The sequence below is a fragment of the Streptomyces litchfieldiae genome, assembly GCF_031845365.1.
GTDB lineage: Bacteria > Actinomycetota > Actinomycetes > Streptomycetales > Streptomycetaceae > Streptomyces > Streptomyces litchfieldiae.
In genome coordinates this window covers 88,637-110,662 of sequence record NZ_JAVREL010000010.1, presented here as the reverse complement: position 1 = coordinate 110,662, position 22,026 = coordinate 88,637, and the positions used below count along the sequence as shown (strand labels likewise).

Here is a 22,026-nt window from a genome sequence, read left to right as displayed (position 1 = left end):
GGGGGCCGTCCCTAGCCTCGCTGCCATGAATGACATCGAAGTGCGCGGACTGCGCAAGCGGTTCGGCGCGGTCACGGCCGTGGACGGGCTGTCCTTCACGGTGCCGCCGGGGCAGGTCACCGGCTTCGTGGGCCCCAACGGCGCGGGCAAGTCCACGACCATGCGCATCGTGCTGGGCCTGGACGCGGCGGACGAGGGCACCGCGCTGATCGGCGGGCGGCCGTACCGGGCGCTGCGCGCCCCGCTGTGCGAGGTGGGGGCGCTGCTGGACGTGGCGGCCGTGCACCCCAGCCGGCGCGGGCGCGACCATCTGTTGTGGATGGCGCACTCCCACCGGCTGCCCGCGCGGCGCGTGGACGAGGTGCTGGAACAGGTCGGGCTGAGCCAGGCGGCCCGGCGCCGGGCGGGCGGCTACTCGCTGGGCATGCGCCAACGGCTGGGCATCGCCGCCGCGTTGCTCGGGGACCCGCCGGTACTGCTCTTCGACGAGCCGGTCAACGGCCTCGACCCGGAGGGCATCCGCTGGATCCGGGGCTTCCTGAAAAGGCTGGCCGCCGAGGGCCGGGCGGTGCTCGTCTCCAGCCATCTGATGAGCGAACTGGAGGACACCGCCGATCACTTGATCGTGATCGGGCGAGGCCGGGTGATCGCCGACACGGGCGTCGCCGAGCTGCTGGCCGCCGCGTCCGGGGACCGGGTGGAGGTGCGCACCAGCGACCGCACCCGGGCGATGACGGTCCTCGCGGACGCCGGGGCGACCGTGGCCGCCACCGGACGCGACACGCTGACCGTGTCGAAGCTGGCGGCGGAACGCGTCACCGCGCTGCTGGGCGGCGCGGGGGTGGCGTTCTCGGGGGTGGCGGCGCACCGGGCGACGCTGGAGGAGGCGTACATGGAACTGACCCGGGACGCCGTGGAGTTCGCCGCCGAGTCCGCCGGGGAGGGGGAGCAGTGACCACGCTCACGCCGCCCCGGGCGGCCACGGTCACCGGAGGGCGGGACGGGTTCCTGCCGCTGGTGCACGCGGAGTGGACCAAGCTGCGCACCGTGCGCCGCTGGTGGCTGACGCTGGCCGCCGCCGTCGCGGTGACCGTGCTGATCTCCCTGTTCTCCGCGTCGAGTTCGAGCGTGCAGACGAGAGGGGGCGGGCCGCCCGCGCCGACTGGGCCGGAGGGCCAGCAGATCCACGACAGCGCCCTCTTCGTGCACCGCGAGCTGGCCGGGGACGGCAGCGTCACGGCCCGGGTGACCGGGCCCTTCGGTGCCGGGCCCGAGCAGGCGCCCGAGTGGGCCAAGGCGGGGCTGCTCATGCGGGAGAGCACCGAACAGGGTGCGCCCTACGCGGCGTTGATGCTCACCGCCGAGCACGGGGTGCGGCTCCAGAGCGAGTACGCGCGGGACATGGCCGGGAGCGACACGCCCGCCGGCACCCCGCGCTGGCTGCGGCTGACGCGCGAGGGCGGCACCATCACCGCCGAGGAGTCGGCCGACGGACAGGACTGGCAGCAAGTCGGCACGGTGGGCCTCACCGAGGAGGGCCCCGTCGCGGTCGGGATGTTCGTCGCCTCGCCCGAGATCCACTCCATGGAGCGGGAGTTCGGCAACGTGTCGGTGTCCATCAGCTCGTCCCGCTCCACCGGTGTCTTCGACGAGGTGGCCCTCGACGGGGCCGCGCAAGGAGACTGGGTGAGGACCGACATCGGCGCGCGACCGGACGCGGGGCCCGGCGCGCCACCGGCCGAGGCGGGCGAGGCCGAGGAGTCCGGGGGCACGTTCACGCTCACCGGCTCGGGCGACATCGGACCCGCCTCCGGAATCAACGACCTGGCGTCGATGGCGCTCACCGGCAGCCAGCTCGGCCTGGTGCTGATCGCCGCGCTCGGCGTGCTGTTCATCACCGCGGAGTACCGGCGCGGCATAATCCGCACCACGTTCGCGGTCAGCCCGCGCCGGGGCCGGGTGCTGGCCGCCAAGGCACTGGTGATCGGCACGGTCGCGTTCGGCGCCGGACTCGTCGCGTCCTTCGGCTCGTTCCTGCTCACCCTGCCCGTGCTGCGGGACAACGGGCACCGGCCGCCCGTCTTCCCCGAGATCTCGCTGAGCGACGGGCCCGTGCTGCGGGCCGTGATCGGCACCGCCGCCGTCCTCGCGCTGATCGCCGTGCTCGCGCTGGGCCTGGGCGCGCTGATGCGCGGCACGGCGGCGGCGATCACCACGGTCGTGGTGGTGCTGGTGCTGCCGCTGATCCTGATCGGCTCGCTGCCGCTGGACCTGTCGCGGTGGCTGCAACAGGCCACACCTATCGCCGGGTTCGCCGTTCAGCAGACGGTGCCGCGCTACGGCCACGTGGCCGGCCTGTGCCTGCCGGAGGAGGGCTGCTACCCGCAGGGGCCCGCGACCGGCCTGCTGACGCTGGCCGCGTATGCCGCCGCCGTCCTGGCGATCGCCGTGTGGCGGGTGCGGAGGCGGGACGCGTGAGGGGCGCGGTGCGCATGGAGTGGACCAAACTCCGCACACTGCCGAGCACGTGGTGGCTGCTGCTGGCCCTGGTGGGCACGACGGTCGCGGTGGGCGTGGCCACGGCCGCGTCCCTGTCCGCCGGGGACTGCCCCGCGCCCGCCCACTGCGACGAGGACACCGTGAAGCTCAGCCTCACCGGGGTGTGGGCCGGGCAGGGCGCCGTCCTCGTGCTGGCGGTGCTGTCGATGAGCGGCGAGTACGGCGCGGGCACCATCGGCACGACGCTGCGGGCGGAGCCGGGCCGGACGCGGGTGCTGGCCGCCAAGGCGCTGGTGGTGTGCGGGCTGACGGTGGCGACCGGGGCGGCGGGCGTGGCCGGTTCGCTGCTGGCCGGCCGGGCGCTGCTGACCGCCGAGGGGTTCCCGGTACCGGCGCTCGGCGACGAGTCCCTGCTGCGGGCGGCGGGCGGCACGGTGCTGTATCTCGCGCTGGCCGCGCTGATCGGGCTGGGCGCCGCCGCCGCGCTGCGCGACACGGCGACGGCAACGACGGCGGTGCTGGTGCTGTTCTACGCGTTCCCGCTGCTGGCCGGGCTGCTGGCCGACCCGGACTGGCAGGAGACCGCGCAGCGCGTGGCGCCCGCGACGGCCGGCTTCGCCATCCAGTCGACGATCGAGCTGGACCGGCTGCCGATCGGGCCCTGGGCGGGGCTGGGCGTGGTCGGCGTCTGGGCGGCGGGGGCGCTGCTGGCGGGCGGCACGATGCTGAGGCTGCGGGACGCCTGAACGCGCCCCTTCAAGCCCAGGCGCCTCAGGCCCGGGCCGTGACCGTCAACTCGTCCCCGACCGACAGCTTTCCGCCGCGCGGCACGGAGAACTTCACGCCGAACGCGACCCCGCCGCCGGGGTGGCGGCGGTAGGTGGCGAGGGTGCGCAGCGGCTCGGGGCCCGCCCGGTCGCCGCTCTCCTGATCGACCAGGGTCACGGCGCAGCGAATCGCGGGCTTGGCGTAGGCGAGTTCGGCGGCGCCGACGGTGAGACGGCGCAGCCGGTCCTCGGCGTGCGGCTCCTCCAGCCCGGGGCCGGCCGCCACGACGTTGGGACGGAAACGGGCCATCGGCACGGGCGCCCGGCCAGCCGCTGTAATGCGCTCGTTCAAGTGGTCAAGGCTGGCCGTGGTGGTGAGGTGCAGGGCGCCGCTGTCGGCGTACCCGCAGGTGCCGGGCGTCTCGCCGTCGGTGACCCGGGCGTGGTCCGGCGGCACCCCGACCAGGCGGCTGGGCGCACCGAGCAGCGCGGTGAGCCAGGCGGCGGCGTCCTCCCCCTGGTCGATGCCGGTGAACGGCTTCCCGAACAGCCGGAGGTCCCGCCGCTCGTCGTCCACCACCACCGGCACGTCCACGGCCCCGGCCGCGTCCGGCCCGCGCAGGGTCAGCAGCTCGCCGCCCGCGTCGATCTCGGGGCGGATCAACGCCAGCCGGGGGTCGCGGCGTTGACTGCGGAAGGTGCCCTCGGCGTCGACGACCATGAACGCGCGGTCGTACGCGAGCCCGGCCGCCGTCATGAGCGCCGTGCCGAGCGCCATGCCGGCACAGCCCTTCACAGGGTAGGAGTACAACTCCTTGATCTTCGCCATGCCGTCCACGGTAACCGCCCGCGTTCCGCCCCGGTTCCGCTACGGAACCGTCACAGAGCGTCCGCGGGGCGAGGACGCGGGGACAATGGAAGGGACAACGGGAGGTCCACATGCCAACCACGAATCCGGCGGTAAAGGCTGTGACCGCGCGTGCCCGGGAGGCGGGACTAGCGATGCGCCGTGCCAGTCAGCGGTGGCTGATTCGCAGGGTGATGTTGAACATCGCCGGCCGGCGGTACGCCGTGCCGAACCGCCTTCCACTCTCCGGGCCCGGGCGCGCGACCTGGGCCCGGGTGGGGTGCACGGCGGCCCATTGACCTTTCCCCTGGGGGAAGCCGCAGCATCGGCGGTGCCGGCCGGGGAGGCCGGGACGAGAGGGGTGCGATGCGGCGGTTGCTGACGATCGGGGCGTTCGCCCGGGCCGCACGGCTGTCCTCCAAGGCGCTGCGGCTCTACGACCAACTCGGACTGCTGCGGCCCGCCGCGGTGGACGATGAGTCGGGCTACCGGTTCTATGATCCGGCGCAGTTGGAGCGGGCCCGGCTGATCGCCTGGCTGCGGCGGCTCGGCATGCCGCTGGCGCGCGTTCGGCAGGTGTGCGATCTGCCGCCGCCGGCGGCGGCCGAGGCGGTCGCCGGCTACTGGGAGCAGGTGCTGGCCGAGACCGCCGCCCGTGGCCAGTTGGCCACCTTTCTCGTCGACTACCTGACGGGAAGGGGCAGTTCCGTGGAAGAGCCACCGTCCACGCTGGGCATCCGTTACGCCGCCCGGTCCGAACTGGGGCTGGTGCGCACGAGCAACGAGGACAGCGCGTACGCCGGCCCCCGGCTGCTCGCCGTGGCCGACGGGATACGCGGCCCCGGCGGGGATCTCGCCAGCGCGGCGGCCATCGACGCGCTCAAGCCGCTGGAGGCGCTGGCCGTGCCCGCCGACGATCTGCTCGGCGCGCTGGCCGACGCGGTGGCGGCGGCCGACCGGGCGATCGGGGAGATCGCCGCGTCCAGCGGGCGAGGCGGTCCCGGCACCACGCTGACGGCGCTGCTGCGGTCGGGCTCCCAACTGGCGCTGGCGCACATCGGGGACACCCGGGCCTACCTCATGCGGGACGGTGAGCCGTGCCAGATCACCCATGACCACACCTATGTGCAGTCGCTGGTGGACGAGGGCCGGCTGACCCCGGAGGAGGCCGCCTCGCATCCGCAACGGTCGCTGCTGGTCAGCGCGTTGACCGGGACGGGCGGGGCCACGCCGGACCTGTCGCTGCACCGCGCCGAGGCCGGCGACCGTTATGTCCTGTGCTCCGACGGGCTGTCCGCCGTCGTACCGGCCGGGGCGCTGTGCGAGGTGCTGACCGGCCCGGGCGGCCCGCGGGAGGTGCTCGACGAACTGGTCGCGCGGGCGTACGCCGCCGGCGCTCCCGACAACATCGCCTGTGTGGTGGCCGACGTGGTGGGGCTGGACGCGCCGGCCGCCGCGGGGCGGTGAGCGCGTCGGGGGTTCGGTCCCGGGGGGTTCGCGGGATCGACCGGCGCCCGCTGGGCATCGCGACGTTCCGGCGGCTGTGGACGGCCTCGGCGGTCTGCGCGCTGGGCGGTTCGTTCAGCGTGGTCGCCGTGCCGACGCAGTTGTTCGCGGTGACCGGGTCGTCGTCGGCCGTGGGCGCCTCGGCGGTGGTGTCGTTCGCCGCCCTGGTGGTGGCGGCGCTGTGGACCGGTGCGCTGGCCGATGTCCGGGACCGGCGTGGGGTGTTGCTGGCCGCCCACTGCGGCCTCGCGCTGACGTACGCGGCGCTGTGGGTCCACGCGTCGCTGGGCGGGCGGTCCATACCCGTGCTGATGCTGCTGGTGGCCTGCCAGGGGCTCACCTTCGGGGCGATCATGACCACGCTGGGCGCCGTGGTGCCCCGGCTCGTCCCGGCCGAGCTCCTTCCGGCGGCCAACAGCCTGAGCCACCTGGTCCGTTACGCCGGGGCCATCCTGGGGCCGGTGCTGGCCGGTGTCCTGATCCCGTTCGTCGGGTTCGGCACGCTGTATCTGTGCGACACGGTCGCGCTGCTGGCCGTCGTCTGGGCGGTCGCGAGGCTGCCGCCGCTGCCGCCCCGGGCCGGCGCGCACCCGGCCCGTTCCTCGACGGTCGGCCAACTGCTGGCGGGGTTCCGGTATCTGGCGGGCCGTCGGCTGCTGGTGGCGGTGCTGGCGGTGGACCTCGCGGCGATGGTGTTCGGCATGCCGGTGGCGCTGTTCCCGGAGCTGGCCCACCACACGTACGGCGGACCGGCGGTCGGCGGGCGGGAGTTGGGGCTGCTGTACGCCGCCTACCCGGCCGGGGTCGTCGCGGCCGGGCTGCTGTCGGGCGCGTTCACCCGGGCCCGCCGCCACGGCGCCCTGATGGCGGCGGCGGCCGGCGCGTGGGGTCTCACCGTCGTGGTCCTCGGACTGGCCGCACAGCTCTGGCTCGCGCTGGCGGCGCTGGTCCTGGGCGGCGCGGCCAACTTTCTGCTGAGCACTTTCCGCAACGCCATCGCGCAGGCGCATACCGACGACCGGATGCGCGGCCGGATCCAGGGATCGCTCACCGTCGTGCTGCTGGGCGGGCCCCAGATCGGGAACCTGCTGCACGGCGCCGCCGCGCCGCTCCTCGGGCCGCGCGCGGTGATCTGCGCCGGAGGGCTGCTCACCGCCGTGACCGTGGCGGCCATCGCTTGGGCCGCGCCCGAGCTGCGGCGGTACAGGGCCTAACCCAACGCCCCGTTCCGCACAGGTGCTTGTGAGGCGAACGGCTCGCCGAGAGCGGGCGACGACCGGGCGGGGCCGGGTCGGGGTGGTGCTATGAAAAGCATGAATGAGAAGCATGAGAGCGCGCTCCGGGCGCCCACGGCCCCGGCGCGGCGGAATCTCCTGGCGGCGGCCGTTCTCGCGCCGGCGCTGGCGGGCGCGGGAACGGTCGCGGGGGCGGGGGCCGCGCACGCCGCCGCGCCCCGGGCGGGCGGCGGTGAGCCGGTCCGGCCCGTGATCACCGACCCGAGCGACTGGGCGGACGTCGGGGCCGCGCTGGGCCGGCCCGGCAGCATGCTGCGCGGGCTGATCTACCGCACGCCGTTCCTCCGCCACGATCTGCGAGTGGTCTCCGAGGGCATCGCCATCTCGCCCGCGCTGGCCGTCGGGTCGTATGTGGCGTTCGTGCGCTACGCCGACGGCAGCACGATGGCGATGGGCGATCTGACCGTCACCGAGAACGAGTTGCAGGCGGTCACCGCCGCCCTCCAGGAGCACCACATCGGGCAGACCGCCATCCACAAGCACCTGCTCTCGCAGCGCCCCGCCCTGTGGTGGACCCACATCCACGGGCACGGGGCCGACCCGGTGGCGCTGGCCACCGGGATCCGGGCGGCGATCGACCGCACGGGCACGCCGCCCCCGCCGGAGCCGCCGCCGGCCAGGGGCATCGACCTGGACACGGCCGGAATGGAGGAGGCGCTGGGCTCCCCGGGCACCATCGACGGCGGCGTCTTCAAGATCGTCTTCCTCCGGCGGGAGACCGTCGTCGAGGCCGGACTGGAGCTGCCGCGCGGCCTGGGCGCCACCACCGCGTTCAACTTCCAGCCGCTGGGCGGCGGCCGGGCCGCGCTCAACGGCGACTTCGCGATGACGGCCGGCGAGGTGCAGGACGTGCTGACGCTCCTGAGCCGCAACCGGATCGGCGTGGTCACGCTGCACAACCACATGCTGCGCGAGGAACCCCGGCTGTTCTTCGTGCACTTGTGGGCGGTGGGCGACGGCGTGGAACTGGCCCGGGCACTGCGCCCGGCCGTGGACGTCACCAACGTCGTGCCGCCCGGGTGACCGTAGACTGACGCATCCAATCCGTGGGTGGGCGGTAAGGGCAGGGGGCGCGGGATGGCGTTGCAGGTGCCCAGCAGGGCGGTGCTGTCCCGGCCGTTGTCCGTGCCGCTCATCGGCGGTGTCGTCGGGATACTGCCGCTGGCCGTCGCCGCGCAGCCCGGCGAGGGGCTGCGGGACACCACCTACTGGCTGCAACTGGTCGTCGCCTGCTACGCGGGCGTCCGGCTGTGCGCCATGGTGCTGTCGGGGCGGCGGCGGCTGGTGCAGGGCGCGTTCTGGCTGTTCAGCTATCTGGCCATGGGCATCGCGCCGCTGGCGCAGAGCGTCCTGGGCCGCGATCCGACGCCCGTGCTCGGGCCGCGCGGGGACACCGAGCTGGCGACGGCCCTGGTGCTGTGCGGGATGGCCGCGTTCGACCTGGGCGCGCTGCTGGCCCGGCACCGGCCGTCGCTTCGCACCCGGCGCCGCCCGGCGGCCACCGTGCACCGGCAACGGCTGTATCTGCTGGTCGCCCTCGCCTACGCGGCCAGCGCGCTGCTCATCGTCCAACTCGGCGGCCCCGCCGTGTTCTTCACCAGCCGCCAGGAGATCAGCACCACCCTGGACGAGGCCACCGGCGCGGGCGCGAGCGAGTCCGGCGGCGAGGCGGGCAACGCGCTGCTGCGCGGCTTCGGCACGGTGCCGGCCATGCTGGCGCTGCTGTTCCTGACCCGCTGGCTGGTGACCTCGCGCTCGGCCCGCCGCCGGTCGGCGGTGCTGCTGCCGTGGGCCGGGCTGCTGGTGGTCAACACCATCGTCAACAACCCGATCTCCAACCCACGTTACTGGTTCCTCACGGTGCTGTTCGCGCTGCTGTTCACCGTCTTCCCGCGCAGCCCGGTGATGTACCGGGCCGCGCTGGCGCTGGGCGTGGTGATAGCGCTGCTGGTCTTCCCGTTCACCGACCGCTTCCGGTACGACGAGGACGGGCGGCGGCCGGTGGAGACCGACTCGCTGCTTGAACCACTGGTGGTCAAGGACTACGACCAGGTCAACATGTTCGCCAACACGATCACGTTCGAGGCGGACGGCAACAACCACACCTACGGCCAACAGATCGCGGGCGCCGCGCTGTTCTTCGTGCCGCGCAGCATGTGGGAGGGCAAGCCGCAGGACACCGGCTTCCTGGTGGGCGGCTGGATGGGCACCAGCAGCGCCAACCTCTCCTCGCCCCTGTGGGCCGAACTGTGGCTGGACTTCGGCGCGTTGGGCATGACCGTGGCGTTTGTGGGCGTGGGCTACGCCGCCGGGCGCACCGACCGGAGATATGTGCAGCGCACGGTGGACGACCCCTCCCCCGGGAACGTGCTGGCGGTGGTCGTTCCGGTTCTGGCCGGCTACAGCTTCATCCTGCTGCGCGGCTCGCTGCTCCAGGCGTCGGGCCGCATCGGCATCGCGGTGCTGTGCCTCCTGCTGGTGACCACTCTGCGCGACAATCCGCGGGCGCAGCTTCGCTGAGCCGGGCCCGGTCCGTTCCCGGGCGTGCCGGGGGGGCGGCACTCCATCGCGCCACCCCGCACGACAGCGGGCGCCCGCTGTCCTTCCATGGGAATGAGGCGCGGAGGAAGGGCGGCCGAAGATGATCACCGGCGAGCGGATACGGACGGAGCACGAGCGCCACCTCGTGGCGGCGGGACGGCGCTACCGCGACAGCGACCCCGAGCGCGCGACGATCGAGCGGCGGCGGCGGGACGGCGCCGCGTTCCCCGACAGCGGCGAGGCGATCGCGGCCCGGGCCACCCGCCTCATCGAACGGCACGGCGTGCCGGCCGCCGCGGCGGTGGCCAGCATCCACCGGGAGCCGCTGGTGGAGCGGGCCGCGTTCGAACGCATCATCGGGGTCTCGCGGCAGTTGCAGGCGTGGAGCTTCCTGCCGCGCGGGGCGCGGGCGGCCCGGACCGTCGGTCGCCTCTCGATGCGCGAGCGGGGGCGTGAACTGCCGGTGGGAACCGGCTTCCTGGTCTCCCCGAGCCTGCTGCTCACCAACCACCACGTGCTGCCGGACGAGGAGGCCGCGCGCCAGTGCTTCGTGGAGTTCGACGCGCAGGTCACCATCGACAACACGCCCGGCGTCGCCACCCGGCTTGAACTGGACCCCGACGCGTTCTTCACGTCCCATGAACCGCTGGATTACGCCCTGGTGCCGGTCCGCCCCGGCGACGACGGCCGGCCGCCGGGCGAGACGTTCGGCTGGAACCGGCTCAGCGCCCAGCTCGGCAAGCTCGTCATCGACGAGCCGGTCAACATCGTCGGGCACCCCATGGGCCGCCTCAAGGAGATCGCCGTCCGGCACAACGCCCTCCAGGTCCGGCTGGACGACTTCCTGCACTACAGCACCGACACGGAACCGGGCAGTTCCGGGTCGCCCGTGTTCAACGATCAGTGGGAGGTCGTCGCCCTCCACCACAGCGGGGTGCCGCGCACCGACCCGGAGGGCCGCGTCCTGCGCCGCGACGGCGCGCCGTGGGAGCCGGGGGACGGCGAGAACGCCATCGACTGGGCCTCCAACGAGGGCGTGCGCGTCAGCACGATCCTCGGGCACCTGGCGACCGTATCTCTGGACGGCGGACGCGGGGCGTTCCTGGCGGAGCTGGGCCCGGAGTCCGGGCTGGCGCCGGGCGCGGGGCCGCGCCCGGCGGGAACGGCACCACCGGCACCACCGGCCCCGCCAGCCGCGGACCACGCGGTACTCCTCGGGGTCACCGAGGCCCGGGCGCGCCGCGCCGCGCTCGGCGGGGGGCGGCACCTGGTCTTCCTGCACGGCCGTGACCAGCAGGAGGAAGAGCCGGAACCGCTGCGGCGCAAGTGGGCCGCAGCGCTCAACTACGGCCTGACCGAGGCCGGTCTGCGCCCGGTCGACCCGGCGGACGTGTGGATGCCGTTCTACGCGAAAACCCTGATCGACGCGATGAAGCCGCAGGAGCGCCTGCCCCGCCCGGGCGAGCGGCTGACCGGCGAACCGGCCCGGATCTTCGAGCCGGAGAGCCCGTCCACGCGGCGGATCTACGAGGAACTGATCGACGAGGCGGCGCGCCGGACGGGGATGCCGCCCGCCGAGACGGTGGCCGTCGAGGGGGCCCTCTGGTCGGGCGTGGTCGGCCGGCTCCAGCGGCAGTTGAGCTGGCTGGCCGCCCGGACGGACCTGGACCAGTGGCTCATCGCGGCGATCTTCCGGGATGTCGCCGCCTACCTCGACGAACGGCGGGTGCGGGAGGCGGTCGTCGAAGCGGTCCTGCGCGACATGCCGGACTCCGGCGAGGTCGTGCTGGTGGCCCACAGCCTGGGCACGGTGGTGGCGATGGACGTGATCTCCCGGCTGCCGCCAGGGCTCGAGGTGTCCCTGCTGGTCACGGCCGGCAGCCCGCTGGGCATGGACAGCGTCCACGACCGGCTCTTCAGCGGCGGCCCCCGGCGCCCGGAACGCGTCGGCCAGTGGGTCAACGTCTGGTGCCCGGCCGACGCGGTCACCATCGGGTGCCCGCTGGCCGACGACTGGCACGGCGAGCTGACCGACCTCGCGGTGAGCAACGCACGGGAGCGCGCGCACAGCATCCGCGAGTACCTGTCACACCGGCAGGCCGCCGAGGTGATCGGCCGCCGCCCGGACCACTGAGCCGGCCTGTCTTCCGAGGGCATCCGGCCGTCCCGATCGCTGGGCCCTCCTGCGCGCGTGGGGCCCCTGCGGGTGCCTCCCGGACGACGTCCGGGAGACGCACTCGCCCGATCCAGCAGGGACACCTCCCGGGCCGCGGGCGGCCCCTCGGCGCCGCCCGGCGTCAGCCGCTCTCGCCGGGCATCCGGCCCGGCGCCGCCGAGCGGCCCTCGCCCGGCATGCGTCCGGCGGCCCCGGTGTCGGCCGACTCGCCGGGCATGGTGCCGTAGCCGGTCCCGTCGGAGACCGGCGGCGGGGGTGGCGGCGGGACGCCGGGCGGCATCTCCTCCGCCGCCTCGGCGGCCGTTTCCGACAGCCGGTCCACCACGTCCTCGGGAGCGTCCGGCGGCAGCGAGGTGAGCGCCACCTTGCGCACGCCCGGGTCCGTGTCGGCGGCCAGCCCGCTGAGGATGTCGGCCGCCGTCTCGACCGGCAGGTTGATCGCCGCGCCGGCCGCCGCGACCCGGACGATCGGGTCCTCGCTGAGCGCGGCGATGGTGATGACATCGTGCCCCTGGTCGCCCTCCAACAGGCCCGCGGCATAGGCGGCCTTGGACGCGAGCATCGGGTCGGGCCCCTGGACGAGATCCCGCAGGTGCGGCAGGCTGCCGGAACCGAGCCGCGCCATGGCCGCGTAGTCGGGCTCCTCCGGTTCGAGCACGCGGCGCACGTCCTGCATTGTTACTTCGCTCATGGCGGCTCCTACACCTCCTGGCTGAATGGACTGCTGAGCATGGTCTGTCCCTCACCCGGCGAGAGGTCGGGCGGCGGGTTGGTGATGTTCGACGTGCCGCCGCCGGTCATCAGGCTGTCCCGGCTGCCGACGTGCCCGAGGCCCAGGACGTGGCCCACCTCGTGGCCCAGCGTCCACTGGGTGGCCCCCCGGGCGACGACCGCGCCGGGCCGGCCGGCCGGGAAGGTGGCGCAGCCGTTGTACGGCGGGACCGTGGAACGGACGAAGTAGACGACCACGTCGTTCGGGCCCGCCCCCGAGCGGTGGGCGAACAACTCGCCCTGCTCGGCGGTCGTTTGCCCGCGAATGCAGTCGCCGACGTCCACGTCGTTGAGGGTGGGCAGGTCGAGGCGTTCGGTGGAGGCCAGTTCGACGGCGATGCCGACGGTGGCGTACACCTCCCGCATCCGGGCGATGGCGTCGGTGACGGCGACGTCCGGCGCGGTGAGGATCTTGGCGTGCACGCGCACGGTGGGCATCGCCGCGGGCGGCGTCGGCTCGGGCGCGGGGGCGGCCACCCACCAGCGGTGCCACAGCGCGGAGTCGGTGCCGGTGGCGAAGACGTCGATCCGGTCCCGGCCCCAGGAGGCCGCCGCCGGGCCGCTGGTGAGCAGCCCGCCGAGGCTCTCCCAGCCGCCCCAGCCGCCCTCGAACGTCCGGTGCCACAGCGCCGAGTCCAGCCCGGCGGCGAAGACATCCAAACGGCCCAGGCCCCAACTCGCCACCGCCGGCGCCGAAGTCAACGCCCCGCCCAGCCCCTCCCAGCCCGACCACGACGCGCCGTCGAACGACCGATGCCACAACGCCGAATCCAGCCCGGCGGCGAAGACGTCCAACCGCCCCGGCCCCCAACTGGCCACTGCCGGCGCCGAAGTCAGCGCCCCGCCCAGGCTCTCCCAGCCCGACCACGCCGTACCGTCGAACGACCGATGCCACAACGCGGAATCCAGGCCCCGGGCGAACACGTGCAGCCGCCCGGATCCCGAACTGGCCGCCGCCGGGGCGGAGGTCAGCGCCCCGCCCAGGCTCTCCCAGCCCGACCACGCCGTACCGTCAAAACCCTGATGCCACAACCCGGAGTCCGCGCCCCGGGCGAACACGTGCAGCCGCCCGGGCCCCGAAGTCGCCGCCGCCGGCGCCGAGCTGAGCACACCGCCCAGGGGCTGCCACCCCGACCAGCCGTTGTCATGCCATTGATGCCACAGCCCCGAATCCGCGCCGCGCGCGAAAACGTCCAGCCGGCCGGGCGTCCAGGACGTCACGGCCGGCCCCTCCGTCAGCAATCCCCCACGACTTTCCCAGCCAAGCCACGTCACGGTGCTTCCTTTCCCTGCACGCGGCCCCATGCGGGACAGATGATTACGCTACTCGTCCGATGATGACCCGGCAGCGCACCGGGAATGGGCAGGTGCGCGAGATTTCCCGGCCGCTCCCCCGGACGGAGCACAAACGCGGCGCATCATGCGCCGGACCGGCCGAATCCGCAACTCGAATTGTGGGCCGAACGAGGCGCTGTCATGCTGGGGAAAAGATTCCGCTATGAAGCCTGACGCGAGGAAAGAATATGGTCGCGCTTTCCAACGTGCAGTTCGGCAGGACGAACAACGACATACGCACGGTCCAGCGGGCCCTGGTCGCCCGGGGCCACCGCGTTGACGAGATCACCGGCCACTTCGGCCCGCAGACGAAGGCGGCGTACGCCGCCGAGCAGCGCGCCCAGGGATTCACCGGGCGGGACGCCGACGGGAATCCCGGCTGCGCCTCGCTGACGGCGCTGGGGCGGAGCCAGGGATTTCCGGTGACCTGCGTCACCCCGCGGGCCCCCGCCGTCACCGGCCGGGTGCCGTCCCCGGTGCCCGGGCGCGGGGTGTCGTTTCCCTTCTACTCCATACGCCCCTGGTACCGCTGGCGGCCGGACGGAAAGCCCCGGCACACCGGCGACGATTACGCGGCCGACGCGAACACACCGGTGGTCGCGGTGCGGAAAGGGAAAATCGCCTGGGCGAACAAAAATGGCGGCGCCTATGGCAAGTGGATCGGCCTCAAGGCGGACAACGGCCGGATCTATCTCTACTGCCATCTGAACCAACTCCAGGTACGGGCGGGCCAGTCGGTGCGCGCCGGGCAGCAGATCGGCCTGGTCGGCTCCACGGGGCAGTCCAGCGGGCCTCATCTGCACTTCGAGATGTCCAAGACCGGCTCCTGGTTCTACGGGAACGTCGCCAAGCCGACCTGGTGACTCGGGAGTTCAAACCCGGACCACGGTGCGCAGTTCCAGGCCGACGCGCAGCCAGACCGCCGTCGCCTTGGCCGCCGAGCCGGCGCACAGGCCCCAGGCCGCGCCCAGGATGCCGCCCGCCGCGTAGCCGCCCAGCAGGCAGCACACGGACAGCGCGGAGAACGCGACTTGAATGGGCAGCGTGGCGCGCGGGCTGAGGACGCGCAGGACCAGCAGGCCGCAGGTGCCCAGCGCCATCGCGGCGTACTGGCTGCCGGTGGCCGGCAGCAGCTCGATCGCCGCCTCCCAGGTGTCGCCCAGCAGCGCCCGCCCGGCGCCGTCCGGCAGCAGGGACAGCCCGACGCCCAGCGTGACGGCGAGCACGGCCAGCGCGCCGCCCACCCCGGCGGCGGCGCGCGCCTGGCGGTGCGGGCCGGAGTGGCGGCGCAGCAGCGGCGGGCCGAAGCCGGTGGCCGCGTTGAACAGCACGTTCATGGGGCCGAAGAGCGTGGCGGCGCCGCGCAGGGCGCCCACGGCCAGCGCGTTGGCGAACAGGCCGAGGCCGACGATCGCGGCCCCGGACGCCGCGTTGCCCACCCCGAACTCGACGGCGAACCGGCGCCCGAGGTGGCCCGGGCGCAGCAGGGACCGCGGGCCCCGGGCGGTGACGGGCCCGCGCCGCAGCGGCGCGGCGAGCAGCAGCGCGGCCAGCGCCAGCGCGGGCAGCGCGGACAGGCCCCAGACCAGCACCATACGGCCGGGCCCGGTGCCGTAGGGCTGGGCGGCCAGCACGGGCAGCGTGACGGCGCAGCGCAGCAGGTCGGCGGCGAGCGCGTGGTGCGGGCGGCCCAGCAGCGCGAACGTGTAGCGCAACACGTCCTGAGTGAGGACCACGGGCAGTACCAGCCCAAGTGCCGCCAGCCCGGCGGCCGTTGGGCCGGGGAGGGCGAAGGTGGCCAGCGCCAGCGCGGCACCGGCCAGGGCCGAGGCGGACAGCGTGAACAGCGCCGAGTCCCGGCAGTGACCGCGCAGTTCGGCGTCCGGGCCGGAACGCAGCGTCAGGGCCTGGCCCACATAGGCGCCGGCGAGGCCGAGCAGCAGCGTGAAGACGGTGTAGACGACGGCGAACGAGGCGAAGTCCCCGGCGGTGGACTGGCGGGCGGCGCAGACCACGACGGCTATGTTCGTGAACGCGGCGACGCCCTGGTCGGCGACGGAGGCGACGGCCGCCGTGGGGCGTATCGCGGAGGTGCGTGTCTCGGAGGTGCTTCTGCTCACTGCCGGGAGGACCCGTCTTCCAGCTCGGCCGGGTCCAGCACGCGCAGGCCCAGGGTCTCGGAGCCGACATCGCGGTAGTCGGCCTGCGCCGCGCGGGCGGCGCGCCGTTCCCGTTCGCGCTCCCGCGTGCCCTCCGACGCTATGCGCGGGCGCGCGGGCGCCTCGTCGCCGTCGTACCCATCGTGCGGCTCGCCGCCCCGGTCCGGCTCGTGGCCGGTGCCCCAGGAGTGCAGCACCGCGCCCAGCAGCACGCCGCCCGCGCCGACCACCAACTCCCGTACCCGGGCGAGGTCGTCGCGCCGGACCTGGCCGGGGTCGCAGACGACGAGCACGCCGTCCACCCGGTCGGTCAGCGCGATGGCGTCGGCGTAGGACAGGACGGGCGGGGCCAGGACGACGACGACCGCGCCCTTGGCGTCGGCGTGGCCGATGAGCTGGGTGGTGGCCGGGGAGGTGAGGGCCCGGGGCACGTTCCGCACGCGGCGACCGGGCACCAGGTCGAAGATGCCGGACTCGCCCGCGTCGATGGGCACCCGCAGCCCGGCCGGCCAGCCGCCGCCCGAGCGATCGGGCGCCTGGGCCCAGCCGGGGCGCACGCCGTCGGCCTGCCGCAACTGCTCGGCGAGGCTGGGCGTGCGCAGGTCGGCCTCGACGAGCAGGGCGTCCATCCCCATCTCGGCGAACGCGGCGGTCAGGTTGACCGAGGCGGCCAACGGCGTCTCTATGCTGCCGCGCGGGGCGACCACCAGCAGCCGGCGGCGCTGGGCGAACGTCTCGTCGTAGGCCAGCCGGAACGCGACGGACCGGTACTCCTCGGCCAGCCGCCCCTCGGCCAGCAACTGGTCGGGGTGGTCCCGGCCGGTGCGCGGCAGCACGCCGAGCACCGGCGCGCGCAACGCGCGCGTGACGTCGCCCGGGGAGCGCACGGTCGGGTCGAACACCAGCCGCACCCAGGCCGCGAGCAGCCCGAGCCCGATGCCGACGACATAGCCGAGGCCGAGCAGCAGCGGTAGCCCGGGGCCGGCGGGGCTGCCGGGCGGCCGGGCCTCGGTGATGACCCGGCCGCCGGTGGTGTCGAGCGCGAGGAACCGGGAGATGGACGCGTTGAGCTCGGAGATCTGGCCGGTGACGGTGGACAGGTCGGCCACCGCGCTCTCGTGGGCGGCGGTGCCCTCGATCAGCGCGTCCAGCTCGGCCTCCAGCTCCGCGCGGCGCTCCAGCAGCGGCCCTCGCTGCCCTTCGAGGGAGGCCACGTTGTGCTCGATGGTCTCCTCGGCGTCCGCCCGCCGGTTCGCCAGATAGGCGTCGACGAACGCGTTGGCGCGCAGGGCGGCGGTGTTCGGGTCGGAGGCCGAGTAGGCGAAGCGCAACACCTCGGTGTTCGGCGGGTTGGTGACGGTCAGTCCGCTCTTGAGGGCGCGCGCCTGGCCGGGCATGCCCAGCTCGGTGGCGGCCCGTTCGGCGATGAGGTCGCTGGCGGCGGTGCGGCGTTCGGACCCCATGGCCACGCGGTCCACGGGGGTGGCGGTGAACGGGTCGGCCGTCGGCATGCGCACGGTGACCTCGCTGGTGGCGATGTACGTCTCGCCGCCCGTCAGGCCCAGCCAGCCGCCGCCCGCCAGGCCGAGCACGATGCCGCAGACGATCAGCAGCCGGTAGCGCAGCAACTGGCGGAACTGGTCGCGCAGCAGGTCCGGTTCGTCGTAGGGGTGGCCCCCGCCGCGGACGTCCTCGCGAGCCGCGCTCATGCGCCCCTCCCCTTCATGCGCCTCTCCTCTTCCCGGCGGCCGGACCGGCCAGCGCCAGCGCCTCGTCCAGCAGTGCGGTGACGCGGCCCAGCCCGGCGTCGCGGGACAGGTGGACGCGAGCGTACTCGGCGCCCGCCGCGCCCAGCGCGTCGGCGGTGGCCGGGTCGGCGGCCAGCGCGCGGGCGGCGGCGGCCAGCGCGGCCGGGTCCTCGGGCGCCACGAGGCGCCCGCCGCCGGACCTGATGACCTCCGCGGCGGTGCCGCCGCCCTCCGCGACCGAGGCGATGACGGGGCGTCCGGCACGGAAGTAGGAGGTGAGCTTGGAGGGCACGCTCATATCCAGCACGGCGGCCCGCTGGGTGACGACCAGCACGTCGGCGGCGGCCAGCACATCGGGGAAGTCCTTCTCGGCGGCGGGCGGCAGCAGCTCGACGCCCGGAACACCGGCGGCCAGCTCGGCCAGCCGCGGGCGCTGGCTGCCGTCGCCCATCAGCACCACGGACAGTTCGGGGGCGTGCCGGGCGGCCTCGATCAGCACCTCAAGTCCCTGCTTGAGCCCCATGTTCCCGGAGTGGAGCAGCACGGTCCGGTTCGGCGGCCAGCCGAGCCGAGCCCGGACGGCTTCCCGCAGGGCGCCCGAAGGGCCGTGCACATGCGACCAGTTGGGCACCAGGCGGATGCGGTCCCCGGGCACGCCCAGGGCCCGCACGCGGTCCCGGAAGCTGTCGTGGATGACGCCGACGAGCGTGGCGCCGCGCAGCATGCGGCGCTCCACGGCGGCGGCGGCCGACGCCGCGCGGCCCCCGCCGCTGATGCCGCTCTGCGCCGCCGCGGCGCCCATCAGGTCCTGGACGATGGGGAGATAGGGCACGTGGTGCCGGCGCGCGAGGCGCGCGGCGAGCACGCCGCCGGCCAGGCTGGGCACCTGCGCGAGCACCGCGTGCGGGCGGGCCATGCGCGGCGGCGCCAGCAGGCCGTGGACGAGGATGGACCCCTCGTACAGCGCGCGGCGCGCGGCGGTCTGCCGGCCGGGCACGGTGTGCCGCCTGCGGTGCACCAGCACCCCCGAACGCTGCTCCATCGCCCGCCACTTGTGCCGGTAGGCGGGGTCGAGGCGCCAGGCGGGATAGTGCGGCATGCCGGCCAGCACATGGACCTCGGCGTGGCGCTCGGCGGCCAGGTGCTCGGCGATCTGGGTCGCGTACGGGCCGATACCGGCCTGCTCGGGAGCGTAGTTGGTGGACACGAGCAGCAGCCGTTCGCCCACGGTGAGACCCCTTTCCCCTCCGCTGAGTCCTCCCCCGACAGCGGTAAGTATCCAGCCTATCCGCAGAAATGCACGCCGTGTGGCGCTAAGGTCGGGAGTTCAGCCAAAGTGAAGACTCCGTGAAGCCTTGGGACTCAAGTGGGGGGTTCGGGCGAATGCCGCAAACCGTGGGGTATGCACCGGGGGTCTACGACCTCTTCCATGTCGGTCATCTCAACATCCTTCGGCACGCCAGGAGCCGCTGCGACTACCTGGTCGCGGGCGTCGTCTCGGACGAGATGGCGATGCTGGCCAAGGGACGGCCGCCGGTGATACCGCTGGTGGAGCGACTGGAGATCATCCGCAGCATCCGGTATGTGGACGCGGCGTTCGTGGAGACGGTGCCGGACAAGCTGGAGACGTGGCAGCAGGTCCGCTTCGACGTGCTGTTCAAGGGGGACGACTGGCGCGGCACGGCCAAGGGCGACAAGCTGGAGCGGGACTTCGCCACCGTGGGCGTGGAGATCGTCTACTTCCCGTATACCGTGCACACGTCCAGCACTCAACTGCGCGGCGCGCTGGACGCGTTGAGCCGCCCGAGCGCGGACAGCTCGCGGAACCACTTCGCGGAGAACGCCGCGCAGAAGAGCACGTAGACCACGCACAGCGCCGAGTAGCCCAGCCGGAAGGCGCGTTCGTCGCCGAGCAGCAGGAACACCACGCACAGCACGCCGTAGTCCACCGGCAGCAGCGCCACGGCCCGCAGCCGGGAGGGCACCGGCGCGGGCCCGGCCGCGCCCCGGGGCTTGAGCTTGTCGGTGAGCAGCCCGCCGAAGAAGATCAGCACGGCGGCGAGCTGGAACACCAGCGGCACCAGCAGCCAGCCGTCGGCGGGCAGCTCGAAGAAGCGGTGGAACGAGATCAGCACGGCGGCGTGCAGCGCGGTGATCTTGGCGCAGTCCACGACGTGGTCCAGCCACTCCCCCGCCGGGCTCGACTCGCCGCGCAGCCGCGCCAGTTGGCCGTCGGCGGAGTCGAGGGCGAAGCCGAGCACCAGCCCGGCGTAGACGGCCAGGGCCAGCGGCCAGGACGGCGGCGCGAGCGCGACCCCGGCCACGGCGGCATAACTGACGAGCGCGCTGAGCACGGTGACGTGGTTGGGCCGCAGCCCCACCTGGTACGCGGCGGCGGCGAAGACCCGGCCGAGCGGCCGATTGAGGTAACGGGAGTACAACGAAACGCCCTTGGCGGTCTTCTGGGCCCCCCGCAGCCGCCGCAGCGCCTCCCCATATGCCATGCGTGGCATCATCCCATGCGTTGAACCCACCGCGGCATGGATACGATGCGGGAGCCGAAGCGAGAAGTACGACGGGGAGGGCCCACGATGCGGGTGCGAGCACGACTGACGACGGCCACGGCGGGGCTGGCCACGGCCCTGGCGATGGTGGCGTCCCTGTCGGGCTGTATGACGGTCCACGGCGAGACGGCCGTCGTCCCGGCGGCTTCGGAGGAAGAGGCACAGGAAGCGCTTGAGCGTTACGTCGAGATCAGCAACGAGGCGCTGGGCGACCTGGACCCGGAGCTCAACAGCACCGCGGAGACCGGGCCGCTGGGCGCCATCCGCGCGGCGTCGCTGACCATGCTCGACGAGGCGGACCCCGCCTACGAGTTCCCGGAGCTGGAGGTCAGCGACACCCAGTTCCACATTCCGCAGCAGGCGGGCTGGCCCAAGTTCTTCGTCGCGGACACCCAGACCACCCAGACGCCGGACAACCGGTGGCTGATCGTCTTCACCCGCAACAGCATCGACGAGGACTGGCGCGCGTCCTATCTGTCCGTGATGCCCACCGAGGGTGGCCCGGCGCTGGCGGAGGACGAGGACGGCTACCTGGAGGACCTGCCGGTCGGCGAGGACACCAACACGGGCGTGGGCGTGGAGCCGGGCGCGGTGGGCCAGGCGTATGTCGACTACGTGCAGAGCGGCGAGGGCCCGTTCGTCGGGGGCGACTACACCTCCGGCGAGCTGACCGCGCGGGAGGAGGCCAACAGCGACCCGAGGTATGCCACCGACTACCAGGACCAGGTGCCCGAGGGCGCCGAGTTCGCGCCGGTGGCGATGCGCACCCAGGACGGCGGCGCGCTGGTGTTCTTCAGCACGACCAGGTTCGAGAAGCAGACGATGGCCGAGGGCCAGCAGCTCGTGGTCGATCCGCTGGTCGAGGTCCTGTTGGAGGGCGAGGCGCGGACCTCGCAGACGCTGGAGTGGCTGGGCATGCACGCGTCGGTGGTGTCCGAGGGCGAGAACGGGCAGGTCGACATCCTGCACCGCTCGATAGGCGTCGTGGGGGCCACCGGCCAGTAGCCCCGGCCGGGCGGGCCAAGCAGTCAGGTGAGGGCCGGGGGCGGGTGCCCCCGGCCCTCCGGCGTTACGAGGCGTGCTCAGTGCTCGGTGCCCGGTGCGGGGCGTGCTCAGTGCGAGGCGGGCTCGGCCGTCGCGGCGCAGGCGTCGGTCAGCGCGCCGAGGAGGGTCAGCGGCTCGGGGAGCGGGTGCTCGGGGCCGCGCAGCCAGCGCAGGCCGGCGGTGCTGTCGGACTGCACGCGGGACGGCGGCACCAGGACGTAGCTGCCGCGGCAGTGCCAGCGCAGGCCGGGGTGCTCGTCCAGGGTCTCGGGGTGGCAGTCCAGCTCGCAGGGCCACCACTCATCCTCGTCGTCGGGCGTGCCGCGGGTGGCCGTGAAGAACAGGACGCGGTCGGGGTCGGCGATCGCCACCGGGCCGATCTCGGTGTTCTCGGCGGCCAGCCGCTCCAGGGCGGCGTAACCGGCCGGGGCCGGCACGTCCAGGACGTCGTGGGCGCGGCCGGTGGCGGTGATGAAGTTCGCCTCGGGGTCGGCGCGCAGCCAGCGCAGGATCTGCTCGCGGTCGGTGGTGGCCTGGGTGGCCCAGGTCAGCGAGACGGGATGGCGGGCCGGGGTGGGACAGCCGATGCGCTCACAGCTACAGCCGTAGCCCTGCGGATGGGCGGCGGGAGCGAGCGGGAAGCCCGCCTCGGCGGCGGCGAGCAGCAGCTCCTCACGGGCCTGGGCGGCAGCGGCACCGGCGGCGGCTCCACGGGCCCCGCGCCGCAGCCAGCGGGGGAATCTGCTCTCGCGTTCCATGAGCCTCCTACCGCCT

19 protein-coding genes are annotated in these 22,026 nt (G+C 74.1%); 11 read left to right on the top strand and 8 right to left on the bottom strand.

Annotated elements, in window-relative coordinates; genetic code table 11:
* The first annotated feature begins 25 nt into the window (after nt 1-25).
* From RM590_RS18270 to RM590_RS18260, 3 genes are read left to right on the top strand one after another with little or no spacing between them, the layout of a single operon-like run.
* A complete protein-coding gene (locus RM590_RS18270; RefSeq protein ID WP_311705674.1) occupies nt 26-955 on the top strand; it encodes an ABC transporter ATP-binding protein in 930 nt (309 codons plus the stop codon).
* Nucleotides 952-2,478 (top strand): DUF1349 domain-containing protein, encoded by a 1,527-nt coding sequence (locus tag RM590_RS18265; protein WP_311705673.1) that lies wholly within the window; start codon nt 952-954, stop codon nt 2,476-2,478. The genes RM590_RS18270 and RM590_RS18265 overlap by 4 nt, the downstream gene beginning before the upstream one ends.
* A 14-nt stretch (nt 2,479-2,492) precedes the next feature.
* Nucleotides 2,493-3,245 (top strand): ABC transporter permease, encoded by a 753-nt coding sequence (locus RM590_RS18260; protein ID WP_311705672.1) that lies wholly within the window; start codon nt 2,493-2,495, stop codon nt 3,243-3,245.
* A gap of 25 nt (nt 3,246-3,270) precedes the next feature.
* Here the strand turns inward: RM590_RS18260 and RM590_RS18255 are convergent, their stop codons facing one another.
* The gene (locus tag RM590_RS18255; protein WP_311705671.1) at nt 3,271-4,095 is read right to left on the bottom strand and encodes an MOSC domain-containing protein; all 825 of its coding nucleotides are present in this window, start codon (nt 4,093-4,095) and stop codon (nt 3,271-3,273) included.
* 384 nt (nt 4,096-4,479) lie between these two features.
* On the opposite strand from RM590_RS18255, the gene RM590_RS18250 reads away from it, so the two are divergent.
* From RM590_RS18250 to RM590_RS18230, 5 genes are all read left to right on the top strand, one after another.
* Nucleotides 4,480-5,580, top strand: coding sequence for a MerR family transcriptional regulator (locus RM590_RS18250; RefSeq protein WP_311705670.1), 1,101 nt, complete (start codon nt 4,480-4,482; stop codon nt 5,578-5,580).
* Nucleotides 5,577-6,833, top strand: a complete 1,257-nt coding sequence (locus RM590_RS18245; protein ID WP_311705669.1) for an MFS transporter — start codon at nt 5,577-5,579, stop codon at nt 6,831-6,833. The genes RM590_RS18250 and RM590_RS18245 overlap by 4 nt, the downstream gene beginning before the upstream one ends.
* A 99-nt stretch (nt 6,834-6,932) precedes the next feature.
* Complete coding sequence (locus RM590_RS18240; RefSeq protein WP_311705668.1) at nt 6,933-7,937, top strand: DUF1259 domain-containing protein; 1,005 nt, start codon at nt 6,933-6,935, stop codon at nt 7,935-7,937.
* Nucleotides 7,938-7,991: 54 nt separating this feature from the next.
* Nucleotides 7,992-9,434 (top strand): hypothetical protein, encoded by a 1,443-nt coding sequence (locus RM590_RS18235; protein WP_311705667.1) that lies wholly within the window; start codon nt 7,992-7,994, stop codon nt 9,432-9,434.
* Nucleotides 9,435-9,555: 121 nt separating this feature from the next.
* Complete coding sequence (locus tag RM590_RS18230; protein ID WP_311705666.1) at nt 9,556-11,589, top strand: serine protease; 2,034 nt, start codon at nt 9,556-9,558, stop codon at nt 11,587-11,589.
* Between the two features lie 163 nt (nt 11,590-11,752).
* Here RM590_RS18230 and RM590_RS18225 read toward each other — a convergent pair whose 3' ends face one another.
* Nucleotides 11,753-12,322 carry a HEAT repeat domain-containing protein gene (locus tag RM590_RS18225; RefSeq protein ID WP_311705665.1) on the bottom strand — a complete coding sequence of 190 codons (570 nt, stop codon included), beginning with the start codon at nt 12,320-12,322 and terminating at the stop codon, nt 11,753-11,755.
* Between the two features lie 8 nt (nt 12,323-12,330).
* A complete protein-coding gene (locus RM590_RS18220) occupies nt 12,331-13,623 on the bottom strand; it encodes a hypothetical protein (protein WP_311705664.1) in 1,293 nt (430 codons plus the stop codon).
* Between the two features lie 302 nt (nt 13,624-13,925).
* Between RM590_RS18220 and RM590_RS18215 the strand changes: the two genes are divergently transcribed.
* On the top strand, nt 13,926-14,600 hold the full coding sequence (locus RM590_RS18215; RefSeq protein WP_311705663.1) for a M23 family metallopeptidase: 675 nt from the start codon (nt 13,926-13,928) through the stop codon (nt 14,598-14,600).
* Nucleotides 14,601-14,609: 9 nt separating this feature from the next.
* Here the strand turns inward: RM590_RS18215 and RM590_RS18210 are convergent, their stop codons facing one another.
* From RM590_RS18210 to RM590_RS18200, 3 genes are read right to left on the bottom strand one after another with little or no spacing between them, the layout of a single operon-like run.
* Complete coding sequence (locus RM590_RS18210) at nt 14,610-15,857, bottom strand: MATE family efflux transporter (protein ID WP_311705662.1); 1,248 nt, start codon at nt 15,855-15,857, stop codon at nt 14,610-14,612.
* Nucleotides 15,854-17,605 carry a lipopolysaccharide biosynthesis protein gene (locus RM590_RS18205; RefSeq protein ID WP_311705661.1) on the bottom strand — a complete coding sequence of 584 codons (1,752 nt, stop codon included), beginning with the start codon at nt 17,603-17,605 and terminating at the stop codon, nt 15,854-15,856. Before RM590_RS18205 ends, RM590_RS18210 begins: the two co-directional genes overlap by 4 nt.
* A gap of 13 nt (nt 17,606-17,618) precedes the next feature.
* Complete coding sequence (locus tag RM590_RS18200; RefSeq protein ID WP_311705660.1) at nt 17,619-18,872, bottom strand: glycosyltransferase; 1,254 nt, start codon at nt 18,870-18,872, stop codon at nt 17,619-17,621.
* Between the two features lie 155 nt (nt 18,873-19,027).
* Between RM590_RS18200 and RM590_RS18195 the strand changes: the two genes are divergently transcribed.
* A complete protein-coding gene (locus tag RM590_RS18195; RefSeq protein ID WP_311705659.1) occupies nt 19,028-19,507 on the top strand; it encodes an adenylyltransferase/cytidyltransferase family protein in 480 nt (159 codons plus the stop codon).
* Here the strand turns inward: RM590_RS18195 and RM590_RS18190 are convergent.
* Nucleotides 19,414-20,148: a CDP-alcohol phosphatidyltransferase family protein gene (locus RM590_RS18190; protein WP_311705658.1), complete on the bottom strand. Its 735-nt coding sequence runs from the start codon at nt 20,146-20,148 to the stop codon at nt 19,414-19,416. The genes RM590_RS18195 and RM590_RS18190 overlap by 94 nt on opposite strands.
* Before the next feature lie 87 nt (nt 20,149-20,235).
* Between RM590_RS18190 and RM590_RS18185 the strand changes: the two genes are divergently transcribed.
* Nucleotides 20,236-21,213 carry a hypothetical protein gene (locus RM590_RS18185; RefSeq protein ID WP_311705657.1) on the top strand — a complete coding sequence of 326 codons (978 nt, stop codon included), beginning with the start codon at nt 20,236-20,238 and terminating at the stop codon, nt 21,211-21,213.
* A 107-nt stretch (nt 21,214-21,320) separates the two neighbouring features.
* Here RM590_RS18185 and RM590_RS18180 read toward each other — a convergent pair whose 3' ends face one another.
* Nucleotides 21,321-22,010 (bottom strand): bifunctional DNA primase/polymerase, encoded by a 690-nt coding sequence (locus RM590_RS18180; protein WP_311705656.1) that lies wholly within the window; start codon nt 22,008-22,010, stop codon nt 21,321-21,323.
* Nucleotides 22,011-22,026 lie beyond the last annotated feature (16 nt).